We start from the raw sequence: 22,397 nt of genomic DNA, 5'->3' as shown, positions 1-22,397 counted from the left end.
GTACTATAATGGCAGGGACAGCGCGACCCTGCCATTATCCGACAAAAGCAGACAGCACTCCGCCGCGTTTGCGGCGACAGTCGCACGGATCTTCACCGGGCAACCAGGTAAACGCCCCGCCGGGGAACGTCCCTTCGGCGGCCTCCCCTTTCTCACGGTTCTCCGGGCCCGGTCGCCCTCCCCGCGGTACTCTTGAACAGCCGCGCCTCTATTCTGCAAGTGTGAATTTCGCTAGTTAGTTTGCAAAATTGTACCACAAGTTCTGGTAAACTGTCAACGAAAGCGAGATGGGATTTCCAACAAATGAACAGAAAAATAGTGATAAAATTTGTGCAGACTGTTGCCCTTGGTCTGGCTATTGCAATACCGCTGGGAACAGTTCCTGCCGGAGCAGCATCTGTGACCGTCAACCCCACCATCAAGGTTGGGCTGTTCTACGGCTCCACTGCTTTGCCCGGCGCTAATCTGCTCAACGACGTGGGCAGCGGCTACCGGCTGGGCTATTATGACAGCAGCCGGAACTTTGTGCAGCTGGCCCAGACATCGGAAACCGCTATTTCGGTGGTCAAGACCCAGAATGTGTACTATGGCACCTCCGGAAACTGGTCTGGTTATTTCGATACCCTGACCTCCAATATCGCGGTGGGGTGCTGGCATTTGAAGCTGCCCGGCTCCTATGGCTCTTATGCGGACGCCTCTGCCGCCGCTTCGCTCTACCCCGGCGGATTTGCGGCCTGGATCAATGGGGAATGGCAGGCACGGGTGGGGGCCTATCTCAGCCAGGAGGAAGCCCAGGCCGCCCAGACCAGCCTGGGCCTGGTTGGCATCGAAGTGACAGGCACCTCCAGTTACGGTGTATCGGTGGTCAAGACGGGTACCAGCCAGATTTTATTCCAGTTTGATGGAGGAAGCAGTCTGTGCCTGGGCATTGCTCCCGGCCTGGACAACTCCATCCAGACCGAGACCATCTTCAGGAATTGCACCTACTATGGCGGTTTTCAGTACCAGCGGGTGAACGGCGGCAACCTGACTGTCAGCAATGTCATCCCCCTGGAGGATTATGTTCAGGGAGTTATCGTCCAGGAGATGAGCGCCTCCTGGCCCTTGGAAGCCCTGAAGGCCCAGGCCGTGTGTGCCCGCACCTATGCCTATCGCAACTATGTGTCAAGCAAGCACCAAAGCCAGGGCTTTGATCTGTGCAACTCCACCGACTGCCAGGTCTACTATGGAATGGATGAGGTGACCGCCACCAGCAGCCGGGCAGTGGACGAGACTTATGGAGAATACGCCTGGTATGGCGGTTCCCTCATTGAGGCGGTATATTCCTCCCATGACGGCGGCGCCACCGAGAGCGCCGTCAATGTATGGGGAAACGATGTGGGGTATTTGGTAGGGAAGTACGATCCTTATGAGGCATCGGTATCCTCCAAGATCTCCAACTATAATTGGACTGTGACCTATACCGCCCAGGAGCTTACCGACCTGCTCAACTCCAAGGGATATGCCAACTCGGGCATCGTGGACTTCAAGGTTACCAAGACCAGTCCCACCGGCAACGCCATTGAGATTACCTTTATCGACTCCTCCGGCAAAAGCTGGAGTAAGATTCGGGATGACTGCCGCACCTTCCTAGGGCTGCGTTCCATCCACTATACCATTACCAGCTCCGGCGGCGGCAGCTCCACTGGGACTGGGGGATACACGTTCAACGGCAGCGGCACTTTGAGCAGTTTGGATGGTGCCTATGCCATTGACGGCAGCGGCAACACCGCTGCTCTGGGAAACAACGCCTATCTCATTGATGGCAGCGGCCAGGTCAGCCAGGCCCAGTCCGGCGGCGGCAGCAGCACCAGCGGCTCCACCGTATTTACCATCAACGGCTCCGGCTGGGGCCACAACGTAGGCATGAGCCAGTGGGGTGCTTACGCCATGGCCCAGCAGGGGTATACTTACAAGGATATCCTTACCTTTTACTATACTGGAATCGAGGTGCGCAAGCCATAAAAACATCAGATTTTGACTTTGAACTGCCGGAAGAGCTGATTGCCCAGACTCCGCTGGAAAAGCGGGATGCATCCCGGCTGCTGGTACTGGACAAGCACACCGGGGAAACCCGACACATGCATTTCTACGACCTGCCCACGCTGCTGCGGCCGGGAGACTGCCTGGTACTCAACGACTCCCGGGTGCTGCCCGCCCGGCTGATCGGCCATCGGGAGCCCGGTGGGGGAGCGGTGGAGGTGCTGCTGCTCATCGATCGGGGAAACAAGACCTGGGAGTGCCTGGTACGGCCGGGCCGCAAAATGAAGCCGGGCACCAAGGTATCTTTTGGAGAGGGACAGCTTACCGCGGAGGTCACCGAGGTGCTGGAGGGCGGCAACCGGCTGGTCCGCTTCGACTATGATGGCATCTTCCTGGAGAAGCTGGAGCAGCTGGGCAAAATGCCCCTGCCGCCTTATATTAAAGCGGAGCTGAACGATCCGGAGCGGTATCAGACCGTCTACTCCCGGGAGGTAGGCTCCGCCGCGGCCCCCACTGCCGGGCTCCACTTTACCAAGGATCTGCTGAAGCAGGTGGCGGACATGGGGGTAAATCTGGCCTATGTGACCCTCCACGTGGGCTTGGGCACCTTCCGTCCGGTAAAAGAGGAGGACATCCTGGATCACGAGATGCACTCTGAGTATTGTATGGTCCCGGCGGAAACCGCCGAACTCATCAACCGTACCAAGCGGGAAGGGGGACGGGTGATCTGTGTGGGCACTACCTCCTGCCGCACTATTGAGAGCTGGGCGGCGGAGGATGGTACCTTGAAGGAAAGCGCTGGGTGGACCAATATCTTTATTTATCCAAGCTACAAATTTAAGGCACTGGACTGTCTTATCACCAATTTCCACCTTCCAGAGTCCACCCTCATCATGCTGGTGTCCGCCCTGGCAGGCCGGGAGCACATTCTGGCCGCCTACAAGGAGGCAGTGGAGCAGAAATACCGCTTTTTCTCCTTTGGAGACGCCATGTTTATTTGCTAAGATTTTTTGAAAAAGCCGGGGTTGCCACGCAGCCCCGGCCTTTTCATACCCTTATTTCTCATTGCATTCGGCTCAACACAGCCACATTACCCCTTAGACGGGGATCGGTGGGGGAGAGAGACAGGGCTTTTTGAGCCTCTTCCAAAGCCAGACTGTTTCGTCCGGTACGGAAATAGGCCTGACAGCGCAGATCGTAGGGAAGGGGCCCCCAGGGCTCGGCCTCACAGATGTAAGTATCCGGACGTACAGTGATAGCCAGAGCAATCCCAGTGAAATAGAGCACCCCATCCCAATTTTCCTGCTGGTAGCACAGCATGGCCAGGTCCATCCAGGGCTCCCGCAGGTGTGGAGCCTCAGCGGCAGCCCGGAAAAACCAGCCTCTGGCCTGGATGGGGTCTCCCTTCTGCAAATACGCTTTGGCAATATACCGCATAGAGGCCGCCCGTTCATCCTTCCAGGTGGCAGTGGGCAGAGACAGGTGCCTCCTTAGGGTGACGATACAGTCCTCCCATCGCCCATAGAAAAAGTATTCCCGGCCCAGATAGTGGACATTGCGGTCATCCTCCGGGGCCTCCTGTACCGACAACTCCAGCAGAGGAAGATACTGCCCCCGGGATTTGCTTGGGTCCGGGTGGTGGTCCATCTGTACCCCTGCTGCCGTCACCATGGGCCCCGCTTGGCCAGGACCCACCCACTGGAGTACCTCATGGACCGGGTGGACCCAACGATAGCCGTGGCGGCGGTGGATCTTCTCATACCAGAACACTACCCCCTCGCCGCCATCGGACCGGAAAGACCAGGTGTACCGGTATCTGGCCTGACCGGCTTCCGGGGTCCAGGCTGTCTCCAGAGCCGACCGCCAACCAGGGTGAAATATCTCGTCCAGATCGGTACACACGCAGATATCCGCATCCTCCTCCACCAGCTCCAGAGAGCGGTTGCGGGCCACATCGAACCGCCAGGGGGAGATTTCTTCCACCGTGACCTGAGCGCCCCGAGCCCGCAGCCGTTCCACGGTATCATCTGTGGAACCTGTGTCCAGCACCACCACCTGGTCCGCCTCTCCCATAGAATCCATCCAACGGTCCACAAATTGGGATTCATTTTTGCTGATGGCATAGACTACGATCTTCATGCTGTTTTCCCCCTTCAAATGAGGAGAGGAGAGCCCAATGCCCTCCTCTCCCGCAGGTCAGGAATTCATCAGACCGGCGGCCTGAAGATTCTGAATGATTTGGTTAACGATACTGATGGTCTGGGCCAGTGTGGCGTTAGACTCCAACGTGCTTACCGTAGCCGCCGCGTTGGTCTCCCCGGCAGGGCCGGTTGGGCCAGTAGGTCCAGTAGGACCGGTAGCACCCGCCGTACCGGCAGTGCCGGCAGGACCAGTGGGTCCGGTGGGACCGGCAGCACCCGCTGTCCCGGCGGCACCAGTGGGACCAGTGGGACCGGCAACACCCGCTGTCCCAGCAGCGCCAGTGGGTCCAGTGGGTCCGGTAGGACCGGTAGCACCCGCAGTTCCATCCGGACCGGGAATGCCCTGGGGCCCAGTTGGGCCAGTGGCTCCATCCGGGCCGGGAATACCCTGAGGACCGGTGGGGCCGGTAGCACCGGCTGCACCGGTTGGGCCAGTCGGGCCGGAGACACCCTGAGGTCCAGTCGGTCCGGTAGGACCAGTGGTTCCCGCAGCTCCGGTAGGACCGGTGGGACCCGGCGTGGCCGGACCGGCAGGTCCAGTCGGGCCCGTGGCCCCCGTAGGACCGGTGGGACCTGCTCCACCCGACCCGGCAGGTCCGGTAGGACCAGTAGCGCCTGCAGGACCGGTTGCCCCTGTGGGACCAGTAGGTCCGGGCACAGGGCAGGGAGGGGGACAAGGCGGCGGGCAACAGCCCGGCGGACAGCAGCAGGCCGCGCCCTCCTGTTTCCGTCTCCACTCCCGATCAGAGGGAAGATAGTGGTTCATATTGTACTCCTTTGATCCGCTTAGCTTGTGGCTTTGCCACATGACAGCCTATGCCGCCCCCATCTGAAAGGTGTCCATCAGCAGCCCCAGCAAAAAAGCAGGAAAAAGGGTTGACAACGCTAACTGTAACTGATATAGTTACAGTATAAAGTGCAACAAATAAAGTTACAGTTTAAAGGATATGCTAAAACAGGCCCACAGCCTGAATCAAACCAAGAAAGGACGATGGATATGACTCCCATTACCATTACAAAAGAAAACTTTGAAGAACTGGTACTCCATTCCGACAAACCGGTGCTGGTGGACTTCTGGGCTCCCTGGTGCGGTTACTGCCGCCGGATCGCTCCGGTGCTGGATCAAATTGCCCAGCAGTTTGACGGCCAGGTGGTAGTTGGCAAGATCAACATTGACGAGGAGCCCGGTCTGGAGGAGCAGTTTGGGGTAGAGGTAATCCCCACCCTGTTTTTCTTCCGGAATGGGGTGGCTGGGGAGCCCATTGTAAACCCCGGTTCCAAGGCCCAGATCATTGACTGGATGGGGCTCTAATAGAAAGAGGAGGTAACCGGCATGGCACAGTATGAGATCTTGATCGTGGGCGGCGGTCCCGCCGGATATACGGCCGCCCTCTATGCCGCCCGCAGCGGCCGGAAAACAGCGGTGGTGGAAAAGCTGTCTCCCGGTGGGCAGATGGCCACCACCTCCACCATCGACAACTACCCCGGATTTCCCGATGGAGTGGATGGCTTTGAGCTGGGGGAGAAGATGGAGCAACAGTCCAGGAAGTACGGGGCAGAGACCATCTATGCTGAGGTGACTGGCGCAAACTTGACCGCCGTTCCCAAGGTGCTCCACACCAGCGAGGGCGATCTCACCGCCGACGTGGTGATTCTGGCCACCGGGGCCTACCCCCGGGAGCTGGGCCTCCCCGGAGAGAGTGAACTGCGGGGGAGAGGTGTCGCCTACTGCGCCGCCTGTGACGGCATGGGTTATCGGGGCAAGGTGGTGGCGGTCAACGGCGGCGGCAACACCGCTGTGGAGGATGCCCTCTACCTGTCCAAACTCTGCAAAAAGGTATACCTGATCCACCGGCGGGACAGTCTGCGGGCATCGGCGGTATATCACAAGGCTTTAGAGGAGGCTGGGGTGGAGATCCTCTGGAACAGCCGTGTTACAGCATTACGCAAGGAGAAGCGCCTGACAGGAATAGAACTGGAGAATGTGGTGACCGGAGCAAAAACAGAGCTGGCCTGTGATGGCCTCTTTGTGGCGGTGGGTCGTGTGCCAGATACCGCACTCTTCACTGGGCAGGTCACAACCGACAAGGCTGGATACTTGATAGCTGATGAGAGCTGTCGTACCAACGTACCCGGAGTCTTTGCTGCCGGGGATGTGCGTACCAAGGCTCTGCGGCAGGTCATCACCGCCGCCGCTGACGGAGCAAACGCTGCCCACTGGGCGGAAGAGTACCTGCTGAAACAAGTGTAAAGGAGAATCACCTTTCATGAATGGCCTGTTCTGTGTGGCGGTCCACGCCCTGATCTATCTGGACAAACGGGGGTGTATGCTATCCAGCGAGGAGCTCGCTTCCAACATCTGCACCAACCCGGCCCGGGTCCGCAAGGTAATGGCCAAGCTGAAAAAGGCGGGGCTGGTAACCACCCGGACCGGGACCGAGGGAGGCTATCAGATCACTGTTGACCCTGCGGAACTGACTTTGGATGTAGTGGCTGATGCGCTGGCGGTACGATTTGTGGAGCCCGCCTGGCACAGTGGCGGTGGGGTAGACTGCGGCTGTATGGTGGCCTCTGGTATGGCCGGTGTGATGGATCACCTTTTTGACGATCTGGACCAAGGCTGCCGGGCCAAGCTGGCTCAGGTCCGGCTTATTGACCTGGAACGCCAGCTGAAATCCACACAAAAAGGAGAGTCCCTATGAATCTGCAGCTGGAGACCGGCGTGCCGGTACTCACCGTCTTTATCCAAGGTCTGCTCAGCTTTTTCTCTCCCTGTGTGCTCCCCCTGGTACCTCTGTATGTAGGCTATCTGGCTGGGGGCGCCCGGGTAGTGGACGAGAACGGTGCCATCCGCTACCCCCGAGGCAAGGTGCTGATCAACACGCTGTTCTTTGTGGTGGGAATCAGCTTTGCCTTCTTTATACTGGGATTAGGCTTTACAGCTGCCGGCCGCTTCTTCAGCGGCAATCAGACCTGGTTTGCCCGGATCAGCGGTATCATCATGATCCTCTTCGGCATATATCAGTTCGGATTTTTAGGGAAGGCGTCAGTTTTGGAGCAGGAGCACCGGCTGCCCTTTCGGCTGGACAAATGGGCCATGAACCCCTTGGTGGCCCTGGTTCTTGGCTTCACCTTCAGCTTTGCCTGGACCCCCTGTGTAGGACCCACCCTTGGCAGCGTACTGCTGATGGCCTCTTCCGCCGCCAGCGCAGGCAAGGGCTTTCTGCTCATCGCCGTCTATACCGCTGGATTTGTCATTCCCTTTCTGGCGGTGGGCATCTTTACCGGCACGGTGCTGAACTTCTTCAAGAAACACCAGAAGGTGGTCCGGTACACCGGCAAAGTGGGGGCAGCTCTGCTGGTGCTCATGGGTATCATGACGCTCACTGGCTTTATGAACGGCATTACCAGCTACCTATCCGTGGTAGGAGGGGGAGCCGCCACGGAGACTCCAGACCAAAGTACACAAACAGCATCCCCAACCCCTGATGTCACGGAAAGCGCCCAGCCCTCTCCCAGCCAGAACCCAACGGTGGAAGCCCCTGACTTTACCCTCACCGACCAGTATGGCAATACCCATACCCTGTCCGACTACAAGGGCAAGACAGTATTTCTCAACTTCTGGGCCACTTGGTGCGGCCCCTGTCAGAGCGAAATGCCCGACATTCAAAAACTGTATGAGGCCTATGGAGAAAATGGGGAGGATCTGGTGGTACTTGGGGTTGCCAACCCCAAAACCGACACTAACCCTATGAACCAGGATATATCCCAGGAAGAGGTAGAGCAATTTCTTTCAGACCATGGCTATACCTTCCCCGTGGTGATGGATACCACAGGCGAGGTATTTGCCTACTACGGCATTTCCGCTTTCCCCACCACCTTTATGATCGACGCCAATGGCAACGTGTATGGCTATGTACCGGGAGCTATGACGGGGGATATCATGGAGTCAGTGGTCAAACAAACGATGGACAGTGTATCATAACCAAAACGGATCGTCTCAGTGAGACGGTCCGTTTTTTCGCGGAGCAGGCGGCTGTCCCTTGTGCTTTGTCCGCAGTTCTGGTATGATAAAAGACACTTGCAAGATAAAGGAGTTTTACTGTGTTTGAAGTAATCAAGACCGAGGGCAAGGCCCGCCGGGGCGTCTTTACCTGCGCCCATGGCACCGTACAGACGCCGGTTTTTATGAATGTAGGTACCCAGGGTGCCATCAAGGGAGCCCTGTCCGCCTTTGATCTGAAGGATATTGGATGCCAGGTGGAACTGTCCAACACCTACCACCTCCATCTCCGCCCCGGCGACCAAGTGGTGCGCCAGATGGGTGGACTCCACAAATTTATGCGGTGGGACGGGCCCATTCTCACCGATTCCGGCGGGTTTCAGGTGTTTTCACTGTCCGGTCTGCGGAAGATCAAGGAGGAGGGGGTCACCTTTGCCTCTCACATCGACGGCAGGCGGATTTTCATGGGGCCTGAGGAGTCTATGCAGATCCAGTCCAATCTGGGCAGCGACATCGCCATGGCTTTTGATGAATGTGTAGAAAACCCCGCCACCTATGAATACGCCAAGGCTTCTTGCGAGCGCACCCTGCGGTGGCTTCAGCGATGCAAGGTGGAGCACGACCGGCTCAACAGCCTGCCCGACACAGTGAATCCCCATCAGATGCTCTTTGGCATCAACCAGGGCGCTACTTTTCCCGATCTGCGGATCTGGCACATGAAGGAGACGTCTAAAATCGACTGTGAGGGCTATGCCATTGGTGGTCTGGCGGTAGGGGAGCCCACCCAAGTGATGTATGACATCATCGACGCGGTGGAGCCATATATGCCACAAGATAAGCCACGGTATCTCATGGGAGTGGGCACTCCCTCCAACATCATCGAGGGGGTAGCCCGTGGGGTGGATTTCTTCGACTGTGTTATGCCCGCCCGCAACGCCCGCCACGCCAAGCTGTTCACCTGGTCGGGAGCCATGAACATCCGCAATGAGAAGTATAAGACAGATGAGCGGCCCATTGACCCCCAGTGCGACTGTCCGGTGTGCCGGAACTTTTCCCGGGCCTATCTGCGCCATCTGTTTGTGGCCGAGGAGATGCTGGCCATGCGCCTGGCAGTCATGCACAACCTCTATTTTTACAATAAGCTGGCCCAGTGTATCCGAGATGCCTTGGACAAAGGGCAGTTTGCCGCGTTCCGGGCGGAATACTCAGAAAAACTGGCTGGCAGGATTTGAAACAATCTGTGAAAAATAGCGAAAAAGACTTGTCAAAACCTGCATTTCGTTTTATAATGTTCCACTGATGACGAATCGTCAAAGCTAAAATCGGAGGGGATTGTATTGACAGCACAGGTTGCCAACGCGATGTTGTCCAGCACCACCAGTGTCGACACGACAAGTAGTCTTATGGGAATGCTTATTCCGATCGTGCTTCTTGTGGCGGTGTTTTATTTCCTGCTGATCCGGCCGGAGAACAAGAAAAAGAAAGCCGCTGCCAAGATGCGTTCTGAATTGGCCGTAGGCGATCAGATCACCACCATCGGCGGTATTGTAGGTACCATCTGCGCAGTGAAGGAGAACACCATCGTGATCGAGACCAGCTCCGACCGTGTGCGCATGGAGTTCACCAAGTGGGCTGTGTCCACCCGCGGCACCCAGACCACAGAGGAAGGCCCCGGCGAGACCAAGGACGCTAAGGACAAGAAGTAATATAAAATGCCCTCCCGGCATAGGTTTCATCAGGAACCTGTGGCAAGGGAGGGTATTTTTATGCGAAAAAAGGAGGAAGACCAGGGGGCGAAGCTGCTCCGCTGTGCACTGGGCATCCTGCTGGGAGGACTGCTGGCCCTGGGTGTATGCCTGCTGTTCCTGCTGGGCGCATCGGCGGCTATCTCTGGCGGACTGCTGAGCATGGAGCTTACCTATCAGATCACCATTGTGGGCTGTGTACTGGGAGGCTTCTGCGGTGGACTGCTGACAGTGCGTCGCTGCGGCGGGGGACTGGCCGCGGGATTGCTTACCGGGGTAGTGCTCTTTCTGCTGGTGCTCACCTTGGGTGCTCTGTGCTTCCGGGATGTATCTTTGGAGGCTGGGGGCATCGGTCTGCTCTGCGGCTCCCTCTGCGGCGGGGCAGCCGCCGGGCTGATCGGCAGCGGCTCCGGCGGAACCAAACGGAAAAAACACAGAAAGCGTTGAAATTAACCGGACGCTATGGTATAATGTCTTAAAGTTTCTATTTGGGAGGGAAAATCAGAATGAAGCATATTAAGACGCTCAACGGCGCGACTTTGAAGAAGAGCGCCGCCCACGGCGGTTGCGGCGAGTGCCAGACCTCCTGCCAGTCCGCCTGTAAGACCTCTTGCACTGTGGCCAATCAGAAGTGCGAGAACCGCTAACAAACAACAGGGCAAGGGTGGGTGCAAACCCACCCTTTTCCATGCTCTGAGGAAGGAATCGAAATTTATGGTACATACCTTTCAGTGTCTCGGCGTGCGCATCGCCGTGGATGTCAACAGCGGCGCTGTTCATGTGCTGGACGAGCTGACCTATGACCTACTCACCGCCTTGGCAAAGAGGGAAGAAGATGGGGAGAGCCTTCAGGGCGAGTTACCGGAGGAGCTGATTGCCGCGCTGCCCCAGTATGACCCAGCCGCTTTGGCCGAGATCTGGGAAGAACTGCGGGAACTGAAAAAAGAAGGCCTGCTTTTTGAACAGGACGACTATATTGACCGGGACAAAGCTGCTTCCATGCAGCAGCAGGCCCTGGTAAAAGCCCTTTGCCTCCATGTATCCCATGACTGCAATCTGCGGTGTAAATACTGCTTTGCCTCCACCGGCGACTTTGGCACCGGTAAGCGGATGACCATGGACATTGAAACCGCCAAGCAGGCCATTGACTTTGTCATCGCCAAGTCTGGCAACCGCCGCAACATTGAGGTGGACTTCTTTGGGGGTGAGCCCTTGATGGCCATGGACACTGTGAAGGCCACCGTGGAATACGCCCGTTCCATCGAAAAGGAGCATAACAAGTGTTTCCGCTTTACCATCACCACCAACGGCGTGCTGCTGGATGATGAGAATATTGAGTACATCAATCGTGAGATGTCCAATGCGGTACTCTCTCTGGATGGTCGGAAGGAAGTCAATGACGATTTGCGGCCTACCATCAACGGCAAGGGCTCCTATGATGTGATTGTGCCCAAGTTTCAAAAGCTCATCGCTGGCCGTGGCACCAAGGACTACTATCTGCGCGGCACCTTTACCCGGTTCCACAAGGATTTCGCTGAAGATGTAAAGGAGCTGGCTTCTATCGGCAAAAATGTGTCGGTGGAGCCGGTGGTAGGGAAGGAGGACGATCCCTATGCTCTCCAGGAAGCCGACCTGCCTGAGCTGAAAGCGGAATACGAGCGCCTGGCGGAGTATCTGAAGGACCACCGGGAAACAAACTTCTTCCACTTTAATGTGGACCTGTCCCAAGGTCCCTGCGTCATTAAGCGGCTGCGGGGATGCGGCGCTGGTTGTGAATATGTGGCAGTCACACCTGATGGCGATATTTATCCCTGCCACCAGTTTGTGGGCAATGAGGCTTACAAGCTGGGCAGCGTAAAAGACAACAGCTTCGACAGCAACCTGTCCAGCCAGTTTGCCGGTCTCAATGTATATACCAGGGAAGAGTGTGCCCACTGCTGGGCCCGTTTCTATTGCTCCGGCGGCTGCTCGGCCTCCAATTTGCTCGTAGGCGGCGATATCAAGCATCCTCATAAGGTAGGCTGTGAATTGGAACGCAAGCGGCTTGAATGTGCCATTGCTCTTAAGGCCATTGACGCCGGTATGGCAGATTAAACAGCAAGATATACAATTTGTGATATTACAAATTGGCATCACCAACTAGCACTCGAACAAGCTCCGCTACTCAAAAGAACAACTTCTTTGAGAAGTAGGGCTTGTTCTTTTTTTTGCATGAAATATTTCTTGCATTTTACGAGATGAATCGTTTTTTGAGAGGGGAGGGGATAGCTGGTCTAAGCACTTAAAAGCTCTTTGCTTGCGATCCTTCATACATTTAAAACATTCAAAATCAATCACCGCTTGTCCGGTTTCAAAATAATCAAAATCGCTCATATTCTCTATGTAGTTATTCCAATCAAAATCAATCATTTTTCAAAAACGGACCGCATGATCGATTTTGATTTCTTGCAAATTTAATGTGCGGAGGCAGCTTTTCCATGTTCTCAGTCTGATTTAAAAATGAAAATAAAGACAGATCCCATTTATGAAGCTCACTTACAGGAGTAAACAGAAGGGAAGATACCGGTTTTTGCTGATGATTTTTTCCATATTCTTCTTTTTGCAAAAGTATTTTTGTCATATTAGCAAATTCCAATGTCCTGCACGCTATTTTTAGTTTACATAATTTATTTTACATAAATATTTGACATAATATACAAAAATGACTTTTTTCTTCGCCTTACCTTGCACCGTGTCTCTGGTTAGGCTATAGTAAAGACAACAGATAAACAGGCAGGTCTACTGATACTCTATGACGCATAGGCTTTTCCGTGGGAGGTGAAGCGTGTGCGCAGGACCATTGTAGCTGCCTGGAATATACCAACGGAAGGAATCATCCCTACCTTAATCATACTCTCCATTTGCTTTCTTGCCGGTGGTCTAACCGGATGTTTGGTGGCCGCTCAGGTAGGGGGGGCAGGAGAGACCAGTCTGAACGCCTATTTGCAGGCTTTTTTACAGGCTGCCCAATCTGGGGCTGTGGACGCCCCAACACTGTGGTCTCAGGTGTGGGACACCTTGCGTTGGCCTTTACTGGCCCTTCTGCTTGGTCTTACCGCCTTGGGCGTCTTAGGGCTTCCCATTCTCTTCGGAGTCCGTGGCTTTTTATTAGCCTTTTCCATCGCATCCTTTGTACGGGCATTTGGCGGCTCTGGCTGGCTGTTAGCCTGTTTGGTGTTCGGCATTGGGGAAATCTTGTCCCTGCCTGTCCTTTTTATATTAGGAGTGCAGAGTTTCCTGTCTGCCCGTGCTCTGGCCGCCCGAGTGCGGGGCGAGGAAAAGGGGAGAGTCCTCTGGGGTCGGGACTGCCTTGTCCGCTGTGCTATGTGCGGCGGCATTCTTTGTGTGTGTATCCTGCTGGAGCAGACTGCGGTACCCGCTCTGCTATCCAATGCGGCAGCTATTCTTGTAAGTTGACAGAGAGAAAATAAGAAGGTGTTGGACAGATGGAGTATCTGAATGGCTATGAACGATTTTTAATGGAAGAAAAGCGGGCATCTCCCAACACACTCAGTTCCTATCTGCGGGATGTGCGTCAGTATTTGGGCTGGCTGGGAGAGGCGGGCCTTTCGCCGGTACAGGCCTCCCACGCCGATGTGGAGGCCTACACCAGCAATATGATGGCTCACGGAAAATCGGCCGCCACCGTTACACGGAGCCAAGCCTCTCTCAAATCCTTTTATACCTGGCTCATGGAGATCGGCCAAGTGCGGGAAAACCCGGCCCGTGGACTCCCCCAAACTAAAGTGGAACGTAAGTTGCCCCACATTCTCACCTCCCGGGAAGTAGAACTCTTCTTGGAGCAGCCCGACCCCTCTGATAGCAAAGGCTCTCGGGATAAAGCCATGTTGGAGCTGCTCTATGCCACAGGCATCCGGGTCAGTGAATTGATTGGGCTGAACCTGGACAATTTAAATCTTTCCACTGGCTTTGTCCGCTGTGTCAGCCGCGGGAAAGAGCGGGTCATACCTTTATACCAGACCGCTGTACGGGTATTGCAGTACTATGTGGAGCGGGTGCGTCCTCAGATGGTGGAACATCCCGATGAAAAAGCGCTGTTTGTCAACATGAGCGGGGAGCGTATGAGCCGCCAGGGCTTCTGGAAGATCATCAAACACTATCAGGAGAAAGCGGGGATTCAAAAGGATATCACTCCTCACACCCTGCGCCACTCCTTTGCCACCCATCTGTTGGAAAACGGTGCCGATCTCCACTCCATCCAGGAAATGTTGGGCCATGCCGACATTTCCTCCACCCAGATCTATACCCAGTTGGTCAGTCAAAAACTAAAGGACGTATACAACAAGGCTCACCCAAGAGCGTAATGACAGCCGGCTGCGGAGTTTCCGCAGCCGGCCTTTTCTATGTCCTCTCGTTAGTTCTACTGGACGGCTCATTCTGTATCCCGACGGGAGAGGTTGCCTTCTCTTGCCTCTCTTTGCGGATGATGCTATAATAAAAATCTATGTCCGAAAAAAATACCAGGGAGGGATGGGACATGAAGCTGATCCTATGTGTGGACGACAAGGGCGGCATGGCCTTCCATGGCCGGCGGCAAAGTATGGACCGCCTGCTGCGGGCAGATGTGCTGGCAATGGTGAGAGAAGCCCCTATCTGGATGACCCCCTATTCCGCCAAGCAATTTGATCCAGTCCCTGTCAACCTACACCCAGCAGAGGACTTTTTGGACCAGGCTGGGGCGGGGGAATACTGCTTTGCTGAGTTTCCGCCCCTGACCCCCTGGCTGGACAGGGTGGAACGCCTGGTGGTCTACCGATGGAACCGGGTCTATCCTGCCGACGCCCGCCTGGATTTCGATCCAACGGCCCGGTTTAACCTGGATTCCATGGTGGAATTTCCCGGCTCCTCCCACAAAATTTTAACGAAAGAGGTCTATACCAGATGAAACGTATTTCTTCCGCTGTGTTGGTTCTGGCTATGGCGTTCGCGCTGTTACTGGGGGGCTGCGATATGCTCCCCGCCGCCCAGACCGCCGTCTCCTACGGCCTGTCCGACTTGCCTACCTATGCCGGGGAACCCTATGTGACCATTAATGACAACCAGCCCTTCTTTACTGAGGAAGACTATACCACCAATTCCTTTGAAACGTATAGTCCCCTGGATTCTCTGGGGCGGTGCGGGTCGGCCTATGCCTGCGTGGGACAGGATCTGATGCCTACCGAGGACCGGGAGAGCATCAGCTCGGTGACCCCCAGCGGCTGGATCAACGTCCAGTACGACGGCCAATACCTGTATAACCGATGCCACCTCATCGGCTTCCAGCTTACCGGCGAGAACGCCAACGAGGAAAATCTCATTACCGGCACTCGGTACATGAACGTGGACGGGATGCTCCCCTTTGAAAATATGGTGGCCGACTACGTCAAGGAGACAGACAACCATGTGCTCTACCGGGTAACCCCGGTGTTTGACGGGGATAATCTGGTGGCTTCCGGGGTGCTGATGGAGGCCTACAGTGTAGAGGACGACGGGGAAGGGGTCACCTTCTGTGTCTATGCCTACAACGTCCAACCGGGTGTCACCATCGACTACGCCACCGGCGCCAGCGCCAAGAGTGGGGAAGCGCTTCCCCAGGTCTCCGCTCCTGCCCAGACCGCTGCCGGCAGCGGGGAGGACAACAGCCAGGATCAGACAGGCAGCTACGTACTCAATACCAACTCCAAAAAGTTTCATCTGCCTGATTGCTCCGGGGTGGAGAGTATGAATGAAGCCAACCGCCAGGACTATACCGGATCCCGGCAGGATTTGATCGACCAGGGGTATGCCCCCTGCGGAATCTGTAAACCCTGATAGTATGGAGCGTGAAGCGTGGGGATAGGTTATCTCCACGCTTCACGCTGTAAAAAGTGAGGTTTCCCATGAAAGACATTGTAACATCCTTTGGTGCGTGGATTCAGACACTTTGTGACAAGGACCCGGAAAAGGCCCGACAGTGGCTCACCACCGGCTACCGGGCCAAAAAAATGCAGTTGCGCTTCGCCCCTGGCAGGGGGATGACCCGCTCGGCCCAGATGGCTGCGGTCCAGACCATGGACTCTATGATTGCCCCTCTGGCCCACCCGGATAAGGCCGCCATGGTCAGTCTGTTTTTGCCCTGCGAGCCGCTACAGGTACTTGGGTTATTCCCTTATTCCTGTGAGGGGTTTGGCTGCTTCCTCTCCGGTACCCAGGCAGAGGGGACCTTCCTCCGTTATGCCGAGAGCGAGGGTCTGCCTGAGACTTTCTGCTCCTACCACAAAATTTTTATTGGGGCGGCGGAAAAGAAGCTGATGCCCAAGCCACGGTTTATCCTCAGCACCACTCTGGCATGTGATGCCAATATGCTTACTTTCCGTCGGTTGGCGGAGTATTTTGATGTGCCCCACTTCATGATCGACGTGCCCTACCGCACCGACCAGGGGGCTGTAGACTATGTAGCTGGCCAGCTCAAGGACATGACGGCTTTTCTGGAGAAGCAGACCGGCCAGAAACTGAGCCTGTCTGCACTGGAGGAGACGGTGGCCCGGAGCAATCGCAGTCTTGCCAACTACGACCGCTTTCTGACCCAGCGGGCAGACAAGCTGCTCATTGGGGAGATGACAGGGGAGATGTTCGCCGCCTTTGCCCTCCATATCCTGCTGGGTACCCCGGAGACAGAGGCCTTCACCCTCCAATGCCTGAAGGACGCCCAGCAGGCCCCGACAGCGGAGGGGGTGCGGCTACTGTGGCATCACACCACCCCATTCTGGGTAGCCCCCCTGCGGCAGGTCACCGATTTTAACCGGGCGGTACAGCTGGTTGGGTGTGATATGTGCTTTGAGGGTATCCAGCCCACCTTTTCAGAGGACCCATTCCAGGCTATGGCCCAGCGTGTGGTGTACTCCGCCTTCAATGGTCCAGTGTCCCGCCGCATCGACAAGGGTATCCAGGCTGCCCGGCAGGTGAAAGCCGACGGCGCGGTGTGGTTCTGTCACTGGGGGTGCAAACACACCTTGGGAGGTGCACAGCTGGCCAAAGAACGCTTTGAGGCGTCTGAGATTCCCTGTCTGGTACTGGACGGGGATGGGTGTGACCGCAGCCATGGCGGCGAGGGCCAGCTGGCCACCCGAATGGAGGCCTTTGTGGAGATGCTGAAACAGGAGAAGGGGGAAAAGGCCCTATGACCACTCATTATATCTGCAAATACACGCCGGTAGAGCTGCTGGCCGCTCTGGGAGGGAACTGCGCCGTACTGGACCAGATGCCTGACGGCTTTCCTCTCAGCGACCAGCTGGGACATCCCAACCTGTGCGGCTTTGGCAAGGCGGTGCTGGAGGCTTGCCTGTCAGGGCAGGTGAAGGAGCTGGTGCTGGTCAACTGCTGCGATGTAATCCGCAGTGTGTACGATATTCTGGAAGAACACGGAAAACTGGACTTTCTCTTTCTTATGGACCTGCTCCACTGTGGGGACCAGTGCGCCCGGCAACGGATGAAGGGGGAACTGCTTCGACTGGCGGAGGCCTACGGGGCCTACAAAGGAGCCGCCTTTGATCCACAAGTCTTCCGGTCTGCCTTTGTTCCCATGGAGCAGCCCAGCCAGCCCTACCTCAGCGTACTGGGTGGCCGGGTGGGAGACAAGCTCTTTCAGACAATGGCCGAGTCCCTGCCCCTGCCGGTGCGTAATGACACCTGTGTCCACAACCGCAGCGTGGCCCAGCCGCCGGAGAAGGGTGATTTTGACGCCCTGATGGACTGGTATGCTGGAGCTCTGCTGGAACAGACCCCCTGTATGCGTATGACTGATGCCGCTGGGCGGCGGCAGCTGGTCAACGACCCTCATCTGAAGGGGGTGGTATACCACACGGTAAAATTCTGCGATTACTACGGTTTTGAGTACTCCAAGCTGCGGCACGAGCTAAGTGTGCCCATGCTCAAGCTTGAGTCGGATTACACAGCGGGGAGCAGCGGCCAGCTGTCAACCAGGCTGGAGGCCTTTGCCGAGACTATGGCTCCGGCACAGCCCAGCCAGAGAAAAGGAGAGAGGAACATGAGCAGCGGACGGTATTATGTGGGCATTGACAGCGGCTCCACCAGTACAGATGTGGCCATTTTGGATCGGGACAAAAACCTGGTGGCCGGAGTGATCCTGCCCACCGGGGCGGGGGCCTCGGCGGGTGCGGAGCGGGCTCTGGAACAGGCCCTGACTCAGGCAGGACTGCGCCGGGAGGACATTGCCGCTACTGTCACCACCGGCTATGGCCGCACCGCTATCCAGCAGGGGGACAAGTCCATCACTGAAATCACCTGCCACGCCAAAGGGGCCTACTTTCTGGACCCCAGCGTGCGTACCATTATCGACATTGGCGGCCAGGACAGCAAGGTCATCCGGCTGGATGGGGAGGGGAATGTGGTCAACTTCCTGATGAATGACAAATGTGCCGCCGGTACCGGTCGGTTTCTGGAGCTGATGGCCCGTACCTTGGAGCTGTCCATGGAGGAGATGAGCCAGATCGGCTTGGAGTGGAAGGAGGAGATCGTCATCTCCTCCATGTGTACCGTCTTTGCCGAGTCGGAGGTGGTATCCCTTATTGCTCAGAACAAGAGCCGGGGGGATATCATCCACGGCCTGAATCAGTCGGTTGCCGCCCGCACCGCCGCCCTGTGCCGCCGGTTGGGAGGTGAGCCCAACTATATGATGACGGGTGGAGTGTCCAAGAACCGTGGTGTGGTGGAGGCTATCCAGCGGGAGCTGGGGGTAGAACTGCTCGTGTCCGACCAGGCCCAGCTCAACGGCGCTCTGGGTGCTGCGCTGTTTGCACTGGAACTAAATTAAAACAGCATATCGCGTTTCTCGATAAAATATACTTTGCGCTCCTCCCGCCCGTTGACTTCCAGACAGAAGGGTGGGTATAATTAAAATATGCATGTTAAGAATCTGGAAGGAGTGGATATTACATGCGAATGGCTCTGGCCATTGTTTTGTGTAAGCTGCTGCGCTTCGCGGGCAAGCTTCTGGGTAAGGGAAGCAGTCTTCCCGGCCAGTTTGCCCTGAAACTCTGTCCCGACGTGCTGGGCCGGGTAAAGCTACCCAGCTATGTCATCGCTGTTACTGGCTCCAACGGCAAGACCTCCACCGTGGAAATGATTGCCTCCGTTCTTCAGGCCGCTGGGAAAGATGTGGTGTACAACGCCGAGGGCTCCAACCAGATCGAGGGAGTCACCACCCTCATCCTCACCCACTGCACTCTGGGAGGAAAGATGAAGGGGGACGTATTGCTGCTGGAGAGCGACGAGCGGTATGCCCGCTACAGCTTCCAGCGGTTTCACCCCACCCATTTCGTCATCACCAACCTCTACCGGGACCAACTCACCCGCAACGGCCACCCGGAGTGGGTGTATGACGCCATTCTGCCCGCCATCCACCCGGATACCACCCTGGTGCTTAACGCTGACGACCCTCTGGTGTCCTGCTTTGCTCAGGGCCACGACAAAGTAAAGTGGTTTGGCCTGGAGGCTTGGGATGGGGCCACAAAAGAGCACCATGGGATCTATGATGACGGCGCCCGATGCCCGGTGTGTAAGGGGAAGATGGAATATACCCTGTATCACTATAACCACATTGGACACTACCGCTGTACTGTCTGCGGCCACCACCGGCACACCCCCGATTTTGCCGCAACAGGTCTGGATCTAAAGGATGGACGGCTGGTACTGGACGGGGATACCGAACTTGCCCTCAGCTTCCGCAGTATCTACAACGTATACAACATCCTGGCAGCCTGGTCTCTGTGCCGGCTGTGCGGGGTGGACAAGGGGACCATTGCACAGGTACTGGGCAGCTACATCCTGAAAAACGGCCGGATGGTCACCTTCACTCTGGGGAAACACCATGGCACTCTGCTTACCAGCAAGCATGAGAACTCGGTGGCCTATGACACCAATCTGCGGTACATCAAGGACACAGGAAAACCCTGCTCGGTACTGGTTATCGTGGATGCCATCAGCCGCAAATACTTCACTGGCGAAACCAGCTGGCTGTGGGACATTGACTTTGACCAGCTCAGCGCCCCTCATGTCCAGCGTGTGATACTGTGTGGCAAGTATGTCAACGACCTGGCCCTGCGCTTTGACTGCTCGGCGGTACCCCAGGAGAAGATCACTTGTCTGGACACTGTGGCTCAGGCAGTGGAACTGCTGGCGGGGAACGGGGAAGAGGACCTGTATGTGGTCACCTGTTTCTCAGACCGGGACAAGCTGCTGAGTAAAGTCCAGCGGACGGAATAAGGAGGGGCCGCCATGAAAATCACGTTGCTGCATCTCTACCCGGAGGCAATGAGCCTCTATGGGGAATACGCCAATCTCACCTTACTCTCCCGTTATCTGACCTGGCGTGGGGCGGAGGTGGAAATTCGGGCCGTTGGCTGTGACGATACCCCCGATTTTACCGGGGCAGACCTCATCTATATGGGGGCAGGCGCAGAACGTATCCAAAAGGCAGCTCTATCCTGGCTGTCTCCCTGCAAAGAAGCCCTGAAAAAGGCCGCCGATAAGGGTGGGCTGGTATTTTTCACCGGCAATGCCATGGAACTGCTGGGGGAATCTATCACCGATCAGAAGGGGACAGTGCATGAGGGCTTGGGCTTTGGGCAGTTTACTACCGTGGAGACCGACAAGAGGGTGCCCCACGATATCATCGCCCAAACACCCCTGTTTTCCCAGCCGGTGGTGGGCTTTATGAACAAGTGCTCCTGTACCGCCGGAGTGGACAACCCTCTTTGCTCAGCCATGACCATGGGTATGGGAAATGAGCAGGAGAGAGGGGCCGAAGGATTTTACCTCAATCATGTGATCGGCACCCACATCACTGGGCCGGTGTTGGTAAAGAACCCCGCCTTCCTGGCTTGGATAGCAGAAACCATCCTGAATAACAGGGGGGAGGCGCTGCCAATTCCCACCGAGGAGCCTCAATGGCTCACCCACGCCCGGCGGGCCTATCAGGTGACACTGAACGAGCTGTCTGCCCTGGCAAATAAGTAAAGAAACACAAAATGGCCGCCAAAAGGCGGCCATTTTTGCGTCTACAGATCATTACACATCTTCATCATTGGATTTTTTGCTCTTTTTCCGCACCTTACCCAAAGGATTGGCCCGGGCTGCCGCCCGGAGATTTTCATTATCCACGTGGGTGTAAATTTGGGTGGTGTTCAGGTTCTCGTGGCCAAGCACCTCCTGAAGAGTACGTACATCCACGCCGTTTTGCAGCATCAGGGTAGCAGCGGTGTGGCGCAGCTTGTGGCTTGAGTAGAGAGCTGGGTCCAGTCCCGCCTTTAAAAGCCGCTGCTTGACCATATAGTGGACCGCCGCCGTGGTCATTCTGGTATGGGAACGGGTGAGAAAAAGGGCGTTTTTATCTGCCGCCGCCTGGTTGTTCCGTTCAGTCAGCCAGTCGTCCAGAGCATCCCGGCAGGCCTCATTGAGGAAGATCATCCGTTCCTTATTGCCCTTACCCAGCACCCTCAACTGTTCCTCCCGGACATCCGTTAAGTTAAGTCCAACTAACTCAGAAATCCGCAACCCGCAGTTGAGGAACAGGCTCAAAATACAGTAATCCCTGGCCCGGTTGGGCTCGTCCACGGCCTCCAGCAGCTGGATGGACTCATCCAGGGACAGATACCGTGGCAAAGACTTTTTCAGTCGGGGAGAATCCAGATCCTGCATAGGATTTTCGCTGATGAGCTTCGCTTTGCTGGACAGATACTTATAAAAAGAACGGATTGCGGCGATTTTCCGGGCACGGGCGGTGGGCTCCAGGCCGTAGCCGGAGGTGGGGCTGTTGGCGTGCTTGACTCGATCCCGGCTAAGGTAACTCATGTAGCTGTACACATCGCTGAGGGTAACGGACTTGGCCAGATCCAAATCCAGATCGTCGATATCGATCTGGTCCAGCTCGGCGGTGCGGGGTACCCGGCCTTTTTCGATCTTGATGTAGCGGAAGAAATTGCGCAGGTCCAGATAGTATTCATCCACAGTTTTCTTGGAGTGGCCCTGGATGGTCTCATGATAGACCAGGAAGTTGCGCAGCAGCTCTGGAGCGGTCAGTTTATAGTCATTGTGGTCCATAGGATGGTTTTACCTCCTCTTAACTCAACAAAATTTTTATTTTGTTGAGTTAAGAGTTAAGGCTGAAACGGGTCCCCCACCGGGCCTGACACCCAGAAAAATCCCAGCCCAGGCCCAACGGGCTCTACAACAAAATAAAAATTTGTGGTTGTTGATTTTGTTTTTGCGGCAGTACGTAATACAGCAACCGGCTGGCTCTAGCCATGCCAATTCAACGCACAATCTTCGGAAACACCATACCATTCCTACAAGCCTTTGTCAATCCATCATCCGGTCTGCCATATAGCC

Annotated in this window: 22 protein-coding genes and 1 riboswitch; of the genes, 19 read left to right on the top strand and 3 right to left on the bottom strand. The window is 56.1% G+C overall.

The window, feature by feature from the left end; genetic code table 11:
- Positions 1-44 precede the first annotated feature (44 nt).
- Positions 45-219: riboswitch (Lysine riboswitch) on the bottom strand.
- 180 nt (positions 220-399) lie between these two features.
- Positions 400-2,004, top strand: coding sequence for a SpoIID/LytB domain-containing protein (locus tag Q0J75_RS05690; RefSeq protein WP_297197972.1), 1,605 nt, complete (start codon positions 400-402; stop codon positions 2,002-2,004).
- Positions 2,001-3,026 (top strand): tRNA preQ1(34) S-adenosylmethionine ribosyltransferase-isomerase QueA, encoded by a 1,026-nt coding sequence (gene queA / locus Q0J75_RS05685; protein ID WP_297197991.1) that lies wholly within the window; start codon positions 2,001-2,003, stop codon positions 3,024-3,026. The genes Q0J75_RS05690 and queA overlap by 4 nt, the downstream gene beginning before the upstream one ends.
- A gap of 58 nt (positions 3,027-3,084) precedes the next feature.
- On the opposite strand, the gene Q0J75_RS05680 is transcribed toward queA, so the two are convergent.
- Positions 3,085-4,161 (bottom strand): tetratricopeptide repeat-containing glycosyltransferase, encoded by a 1,077-nt coding sequence (locus Q0J75_RS05680; RefSeq protein ID WP_297197969.1) that lies wholly within the window; start codon positions 4,159-4,161, stop codon positions 3,085-3,087.
- A 136-nt stretch (positions 4,162-4,297) separates the two neighbouring features.
- Positions 4,298-4,960, bottom strand: a complete 663-nt coding sequence (locus Q0J75_RS05675) for a hypothetical protein (protein WP_297197965.1) — start codon at positions 4,958-4,960, stop codon at positions 4,298-4,300.
- A 260-nt stretch (positions 4,961-5,220) separates the two neighbouring features.
- On the opposite strand from Q0J75_RS05675, the gene trxA reads away from it, so the two are divergent.
- The 17 genes from trxA to Q0J75_RS05595 all read left to right on the top strand — a co-directional run bounded on the left by trxA (position 5,221) and on the right by Q0J75_RS05595 (position 21,026).
- Positions 5,221-5,535, top strand: coding sequence for a thioredoxin (gene trxA, locus Q0J75_RS05670; RefSeq protein ID WP_297197962.1), 315 nt, complete (start codon positions 5,221-5,223; stop codon positions 5,533-5,535).
- 21 nt (positions 5,536-5,556) lie between these two features.
- On the top strand, positions 5,557-6,474 hold the full coding sequence (gene trxB, locus Q0J75_RS05665; protein ID WP_297197959.1) for a thioredoxin-disulfide reductase: 918 nt from the start codon (positions 5,557-5,559) through the stop codon (positions 6,472-6,474).
- Between the two features lie 16 nt (positions 6,475-6,490).
- Positions 6,491-6,925, top strand: a complete 435-nt coding sequence (locus Q0J75_RS05660; RefSeq protein WP_297197956.1) for an RrF2 family transcriptional regulator — start codon at positions 6,491-6,493, stop codon at positions 6,923-6,925.
- Complete coding sequence (locus tag Q0J75_RS05655; protein ID WP_297197953.1) at positions 6,922-8,208, top strand: cytochrome c biogenesis protein/redoxin; 1,287 nt, start codon at positions 6,922-6,924, stop codon at positions 8,206-8,208. The genes Q0J75_RS05660 and Q0J75_RS05655 overlap by 4 nt, the downstream gene beginning before the upstream one ends.
- Positions 8,209-8,327: 119 nt before the next feature.
- The gene (tgt, locus tag Q0J75_RS05650; protein ID WP_297197950.1) at positions 8,328-9,458 is read left to right on the top strand and encodes a tRNA guanosine(34) transglycosylase Tgt; all 1,131 of its coding nucleotides are present in this window, start codon (positions 8,328-8,330) and stop codon (positions 9,456-9,458) included.
- 105 nt (positions 9,459-9,563) lie between these two features.
- Positions 9,564-9,932, top strand: coding sequence for a preprotein translocase subunit YajC (gene yajC, locus Q0J75_RS05645; protein ID WP_297197947.1), 369 nt, complete (start codon positions 9,564-9,566; stop codon positions 9,930-9,932).
- 60 nt (positions 9,933-9,992) lie between these two features.
- Positions 9,993-10,418, top strand: coding sequence for a TIGR04086 family membrane protein (locus Q0J75_RS05640; protein WP_297197944.1), 426 nt, complete (start codon positions 9,993-9,995; stop codon positions 10,416-10,418).
- 59 nt (positions 10,419-10,477) lie between these two features.
- Entirely contained in the window at positions 10,478-10,618 is a 141-nt protein-coding gene (scfA, locus tag Q0J75_RS05635; RefSeq protein WP_087188745.1) for a six-cysteine ranthipeptide SCIFF, read from the top strand.
- 67 nt (positions 10,619-10,685) lie between these two features.
- Positions 10,686-12,065, top strand: coding sequence for a thioether cross-link-forming SCIFF peptide maturase (gene scfB, locus Q0J75_RS05630; RefSeq protein WP_297197940.1), 1,380 nt, complete (start codon positions 10,686-10,688; stop codon positions 12,063-12,065).
- Positions 12,066-12,788: 723 nt separating this feature from the next.
- Positions 12,789-13,427, top strand: a complete 639-nt coding sequence (locus Q0J75_RS13200) for a stage II sporulation protein M (protein WP_363315709.1) — start codon at positions 12,789-12,791, stop codon at positions 13,425-13,427.
- 29 nt (positions 13,428-13,456) lie between these two features.
- The gene (gene xerD / locus Q0J75_RS05625; RefSeq protein WP_297197937.1) at positions 13,457-14,335 is read left to right on the top strand and encodes a site-specific tyrosine recombinase XerD; all 879 of its coding nucleotides are present in this window, start codon (positions 13,457-13,459) and stop codon (positions 14,333-14,335) included.
- 173 nt (positions 14,336-14,508) lie between these two features.
- Positions 14,509-14,916: a hypothetical protein gene (locus Q0J75_RS05620; protein WP_297197934.1), complete on the top strand. Its 408-nt coding sequence runs from the start codon at positions 14,509-14,511 to the stop codon at positions 14,914-14,916.
- Positions 14,913-15,821, top strand: coding sequence for a DNA/RNA non-specific endonuclease (locus Q0J75_RS05615; RefSeq protein ID WP_297197930.1), 909 nt, complete (start codon positions 14,913-14,915; stop codon positions 15,819-15,821). The genes Q0J75_RS05620 and Q0J75_RS05615 overlap by 4 nt, the downstream gene beginning before the upstream one ends.
- 68 nt (positions 15,822-15,889) lie before the next feature.
- A complete protein-coding gene (locus Q0J75_RS05610) occupies positions 15,890-17,173 on the top strand; it encodes a 2-hydroxyacyl-CoA dehydratase subunit D (protein ID WP_297197926.1) in 1,284 nt (427 codons plus the stop codon).
- A complete protein-coding gene (locus tag Q0J75_RS05605; RefSeq protein WP_297197923.1) occupies positions 17,170-18,822 on the top strand; it encodes an acyl-CoA dehydratase activase in 1,653 nt (550 codons plus the stop codon). The genes Q0J75_RS05610 and Q0J75_RS05605 overlap by 4 nt, the downstream gene beginning before the upstream one ends.
- 122 nt (positions 18,823-18,944) lie before the next feature.
- The gene (locus Q0J75_RS05600) at positions 18,945-20,273 is read left to right on the top strand and encodes a Mur ligase family protein (protein WP_297197920.1); all 1,329 of its coding nucleotides are present in this window, start codon (positions 18,945-18,947) and stop codon (positions 20,271-20,273) included.
- 12 nt (positions 20,274-20,285) lie between these two features.
- Positions 20,286-21,026: a hypothetical protein gene (locus Q0J75_RS05595; protein WP_297197915.1), complete on the top strand. Its 741-nt coding sequence runs from the start codon at positions 20,286-20,288 to the stop codon at positions 21,024-21,026.
- Between the two features lie 51 nt (positions 21,027-21,077).
- Here Q0J75_RS05595 and Q0J75_RS05590 read toward each other — a convergent pair whose 3' ends face one another.
- On the bottom strand, positions 21,078-22,109 hold the full coding sequence (locus tag Q0J75_RS05590; protein WP_297197912.1) for a tyrosine recombinase XerC: 1,032 nt from the start codon (positions 22,107-22,109) through the stop codon (positions 21,078-21,080).
- Between the last annotated feature and the right edge of the window lie 288 nt (positions 22,110-22,397).

It is taken from the genome of uncultured Flavonifractor sp. (genome assembly GCF_944385615.1).
Taxonomy (GTDB): Bacteria; Bacillota; Clostridia; order Oscillospirales; family Oscillospiraceae; genus Flavonifractor.
The sequence above is the reverse complement of the archived record's forward strand: the minus strand, read 5'-3'. Positions and strand labels throughout refer to the sequence as shown.

Coding starts and splice junctions, on each gene's coding strand:
- Q0J75_RS05680 (WP_297197969.1), bottom strand. CDS start 4,161: ATGAAGATCGTAGTCTATGCCATCAGCAAAAATGAATCCCAATTTGTG.
- trxA (WP_297197962.1), top strand. CDS start 5,221: ATGACTCCCATTACCATTACAAAAGAAAACTTTGAAGAACTGGTACTC.
- trxB (WP_297197959.1), top strand. CDS start 5,557: ATGGCACAGTATGAGATCTTGATCGTGGGCGGCGGTCCCGCCGGATAT.
- Q0J75_RS05660 (WP_297197956.1), top strand. CDS start 6,491: ATGAATGGCCTGTTCTGTGTGGCGGTCCACGCCCTGATCTATCTGGAC.
- Q0J75_RS05655 (WP_297197953.1), top strand. CDS start 6,922: ATGAATCTGCAGCTGGAGACCGGCGTGCCGGTACTCACCGTCTTTATC.
- Q0J75_RS05640 (WP_297197944.1), top strand. CDS start 9,993: ATGCGAAAAAAGGAGGAAGACCAGGGGGCGAAGCTGCTCCGCTGTGCA.
- scfA (WP_087188745.1), top strand. CDS start 10,478: ATGAAGCATATTAAGACGCTCAACGGCGCGACTTTGAAGAAGAGCGCC.
- scfB (WP_297197940.1), top strand. CDS start 10,686: ATGGTACATACCTTTCAGTGTCTCGGCGTGCGCATCGCCGTGGATGTC.
- xerD (WP_297197937.1), top strand. CDS start 13,457: ATGGAGTATCTGAATGGCTATGAACGATTTTTAATGGAAGAAAAGCGG.
- Q0J75_RS05620 (WP_297197934.1), top strand. CDS start 14,509: ATGAAGCTGATCCTATGTGTGGACGACAAGGGCGGCATGGCCTTCCAT.
- Q0J75_RS05615 (WP_297197930.1), top strand. CDS start 14,913: ATGAAACGTATTTCTTCCGCTGTGTTGGTTCTGGCTATGGCGTTCGCG.
- Q0J75_RS05610 (WP_297197926.1), top strand. CDS start 15,890: ATGAAAGACATTGTAACATCCTTTGGTGCGTGGATTCAGACACTTTGT.
- Q0J75_RS05605 (WP_297197923.1), top strand. CDS start 17,170: ATGACCACTCATTATATCTGCAAATACACGCCGGTAGAGCTGCTGGCC.
- Q0J75_RS05600 (WP_297197920.1), top strand. CDS start 18,945: ATGCGAATGGCTCTGGCCATTGTTTTGTGTAAGCTGCTGCGCTTCGCG.
- Q0J75_RS05595 (WP_297197915.1), top strand. CDS start 20,286: ATGAAAATCACGTTGCTGCATCTCTACCCGGAGGCAATGAGCCTCTAT.
- Q0J75_RS05590 (WP_297197912.1), bottom strand. CDS start 22,109: ATGGACCACAATGACTATAAACTGACCGCTCCAGAGCTGCTGCGCAAC.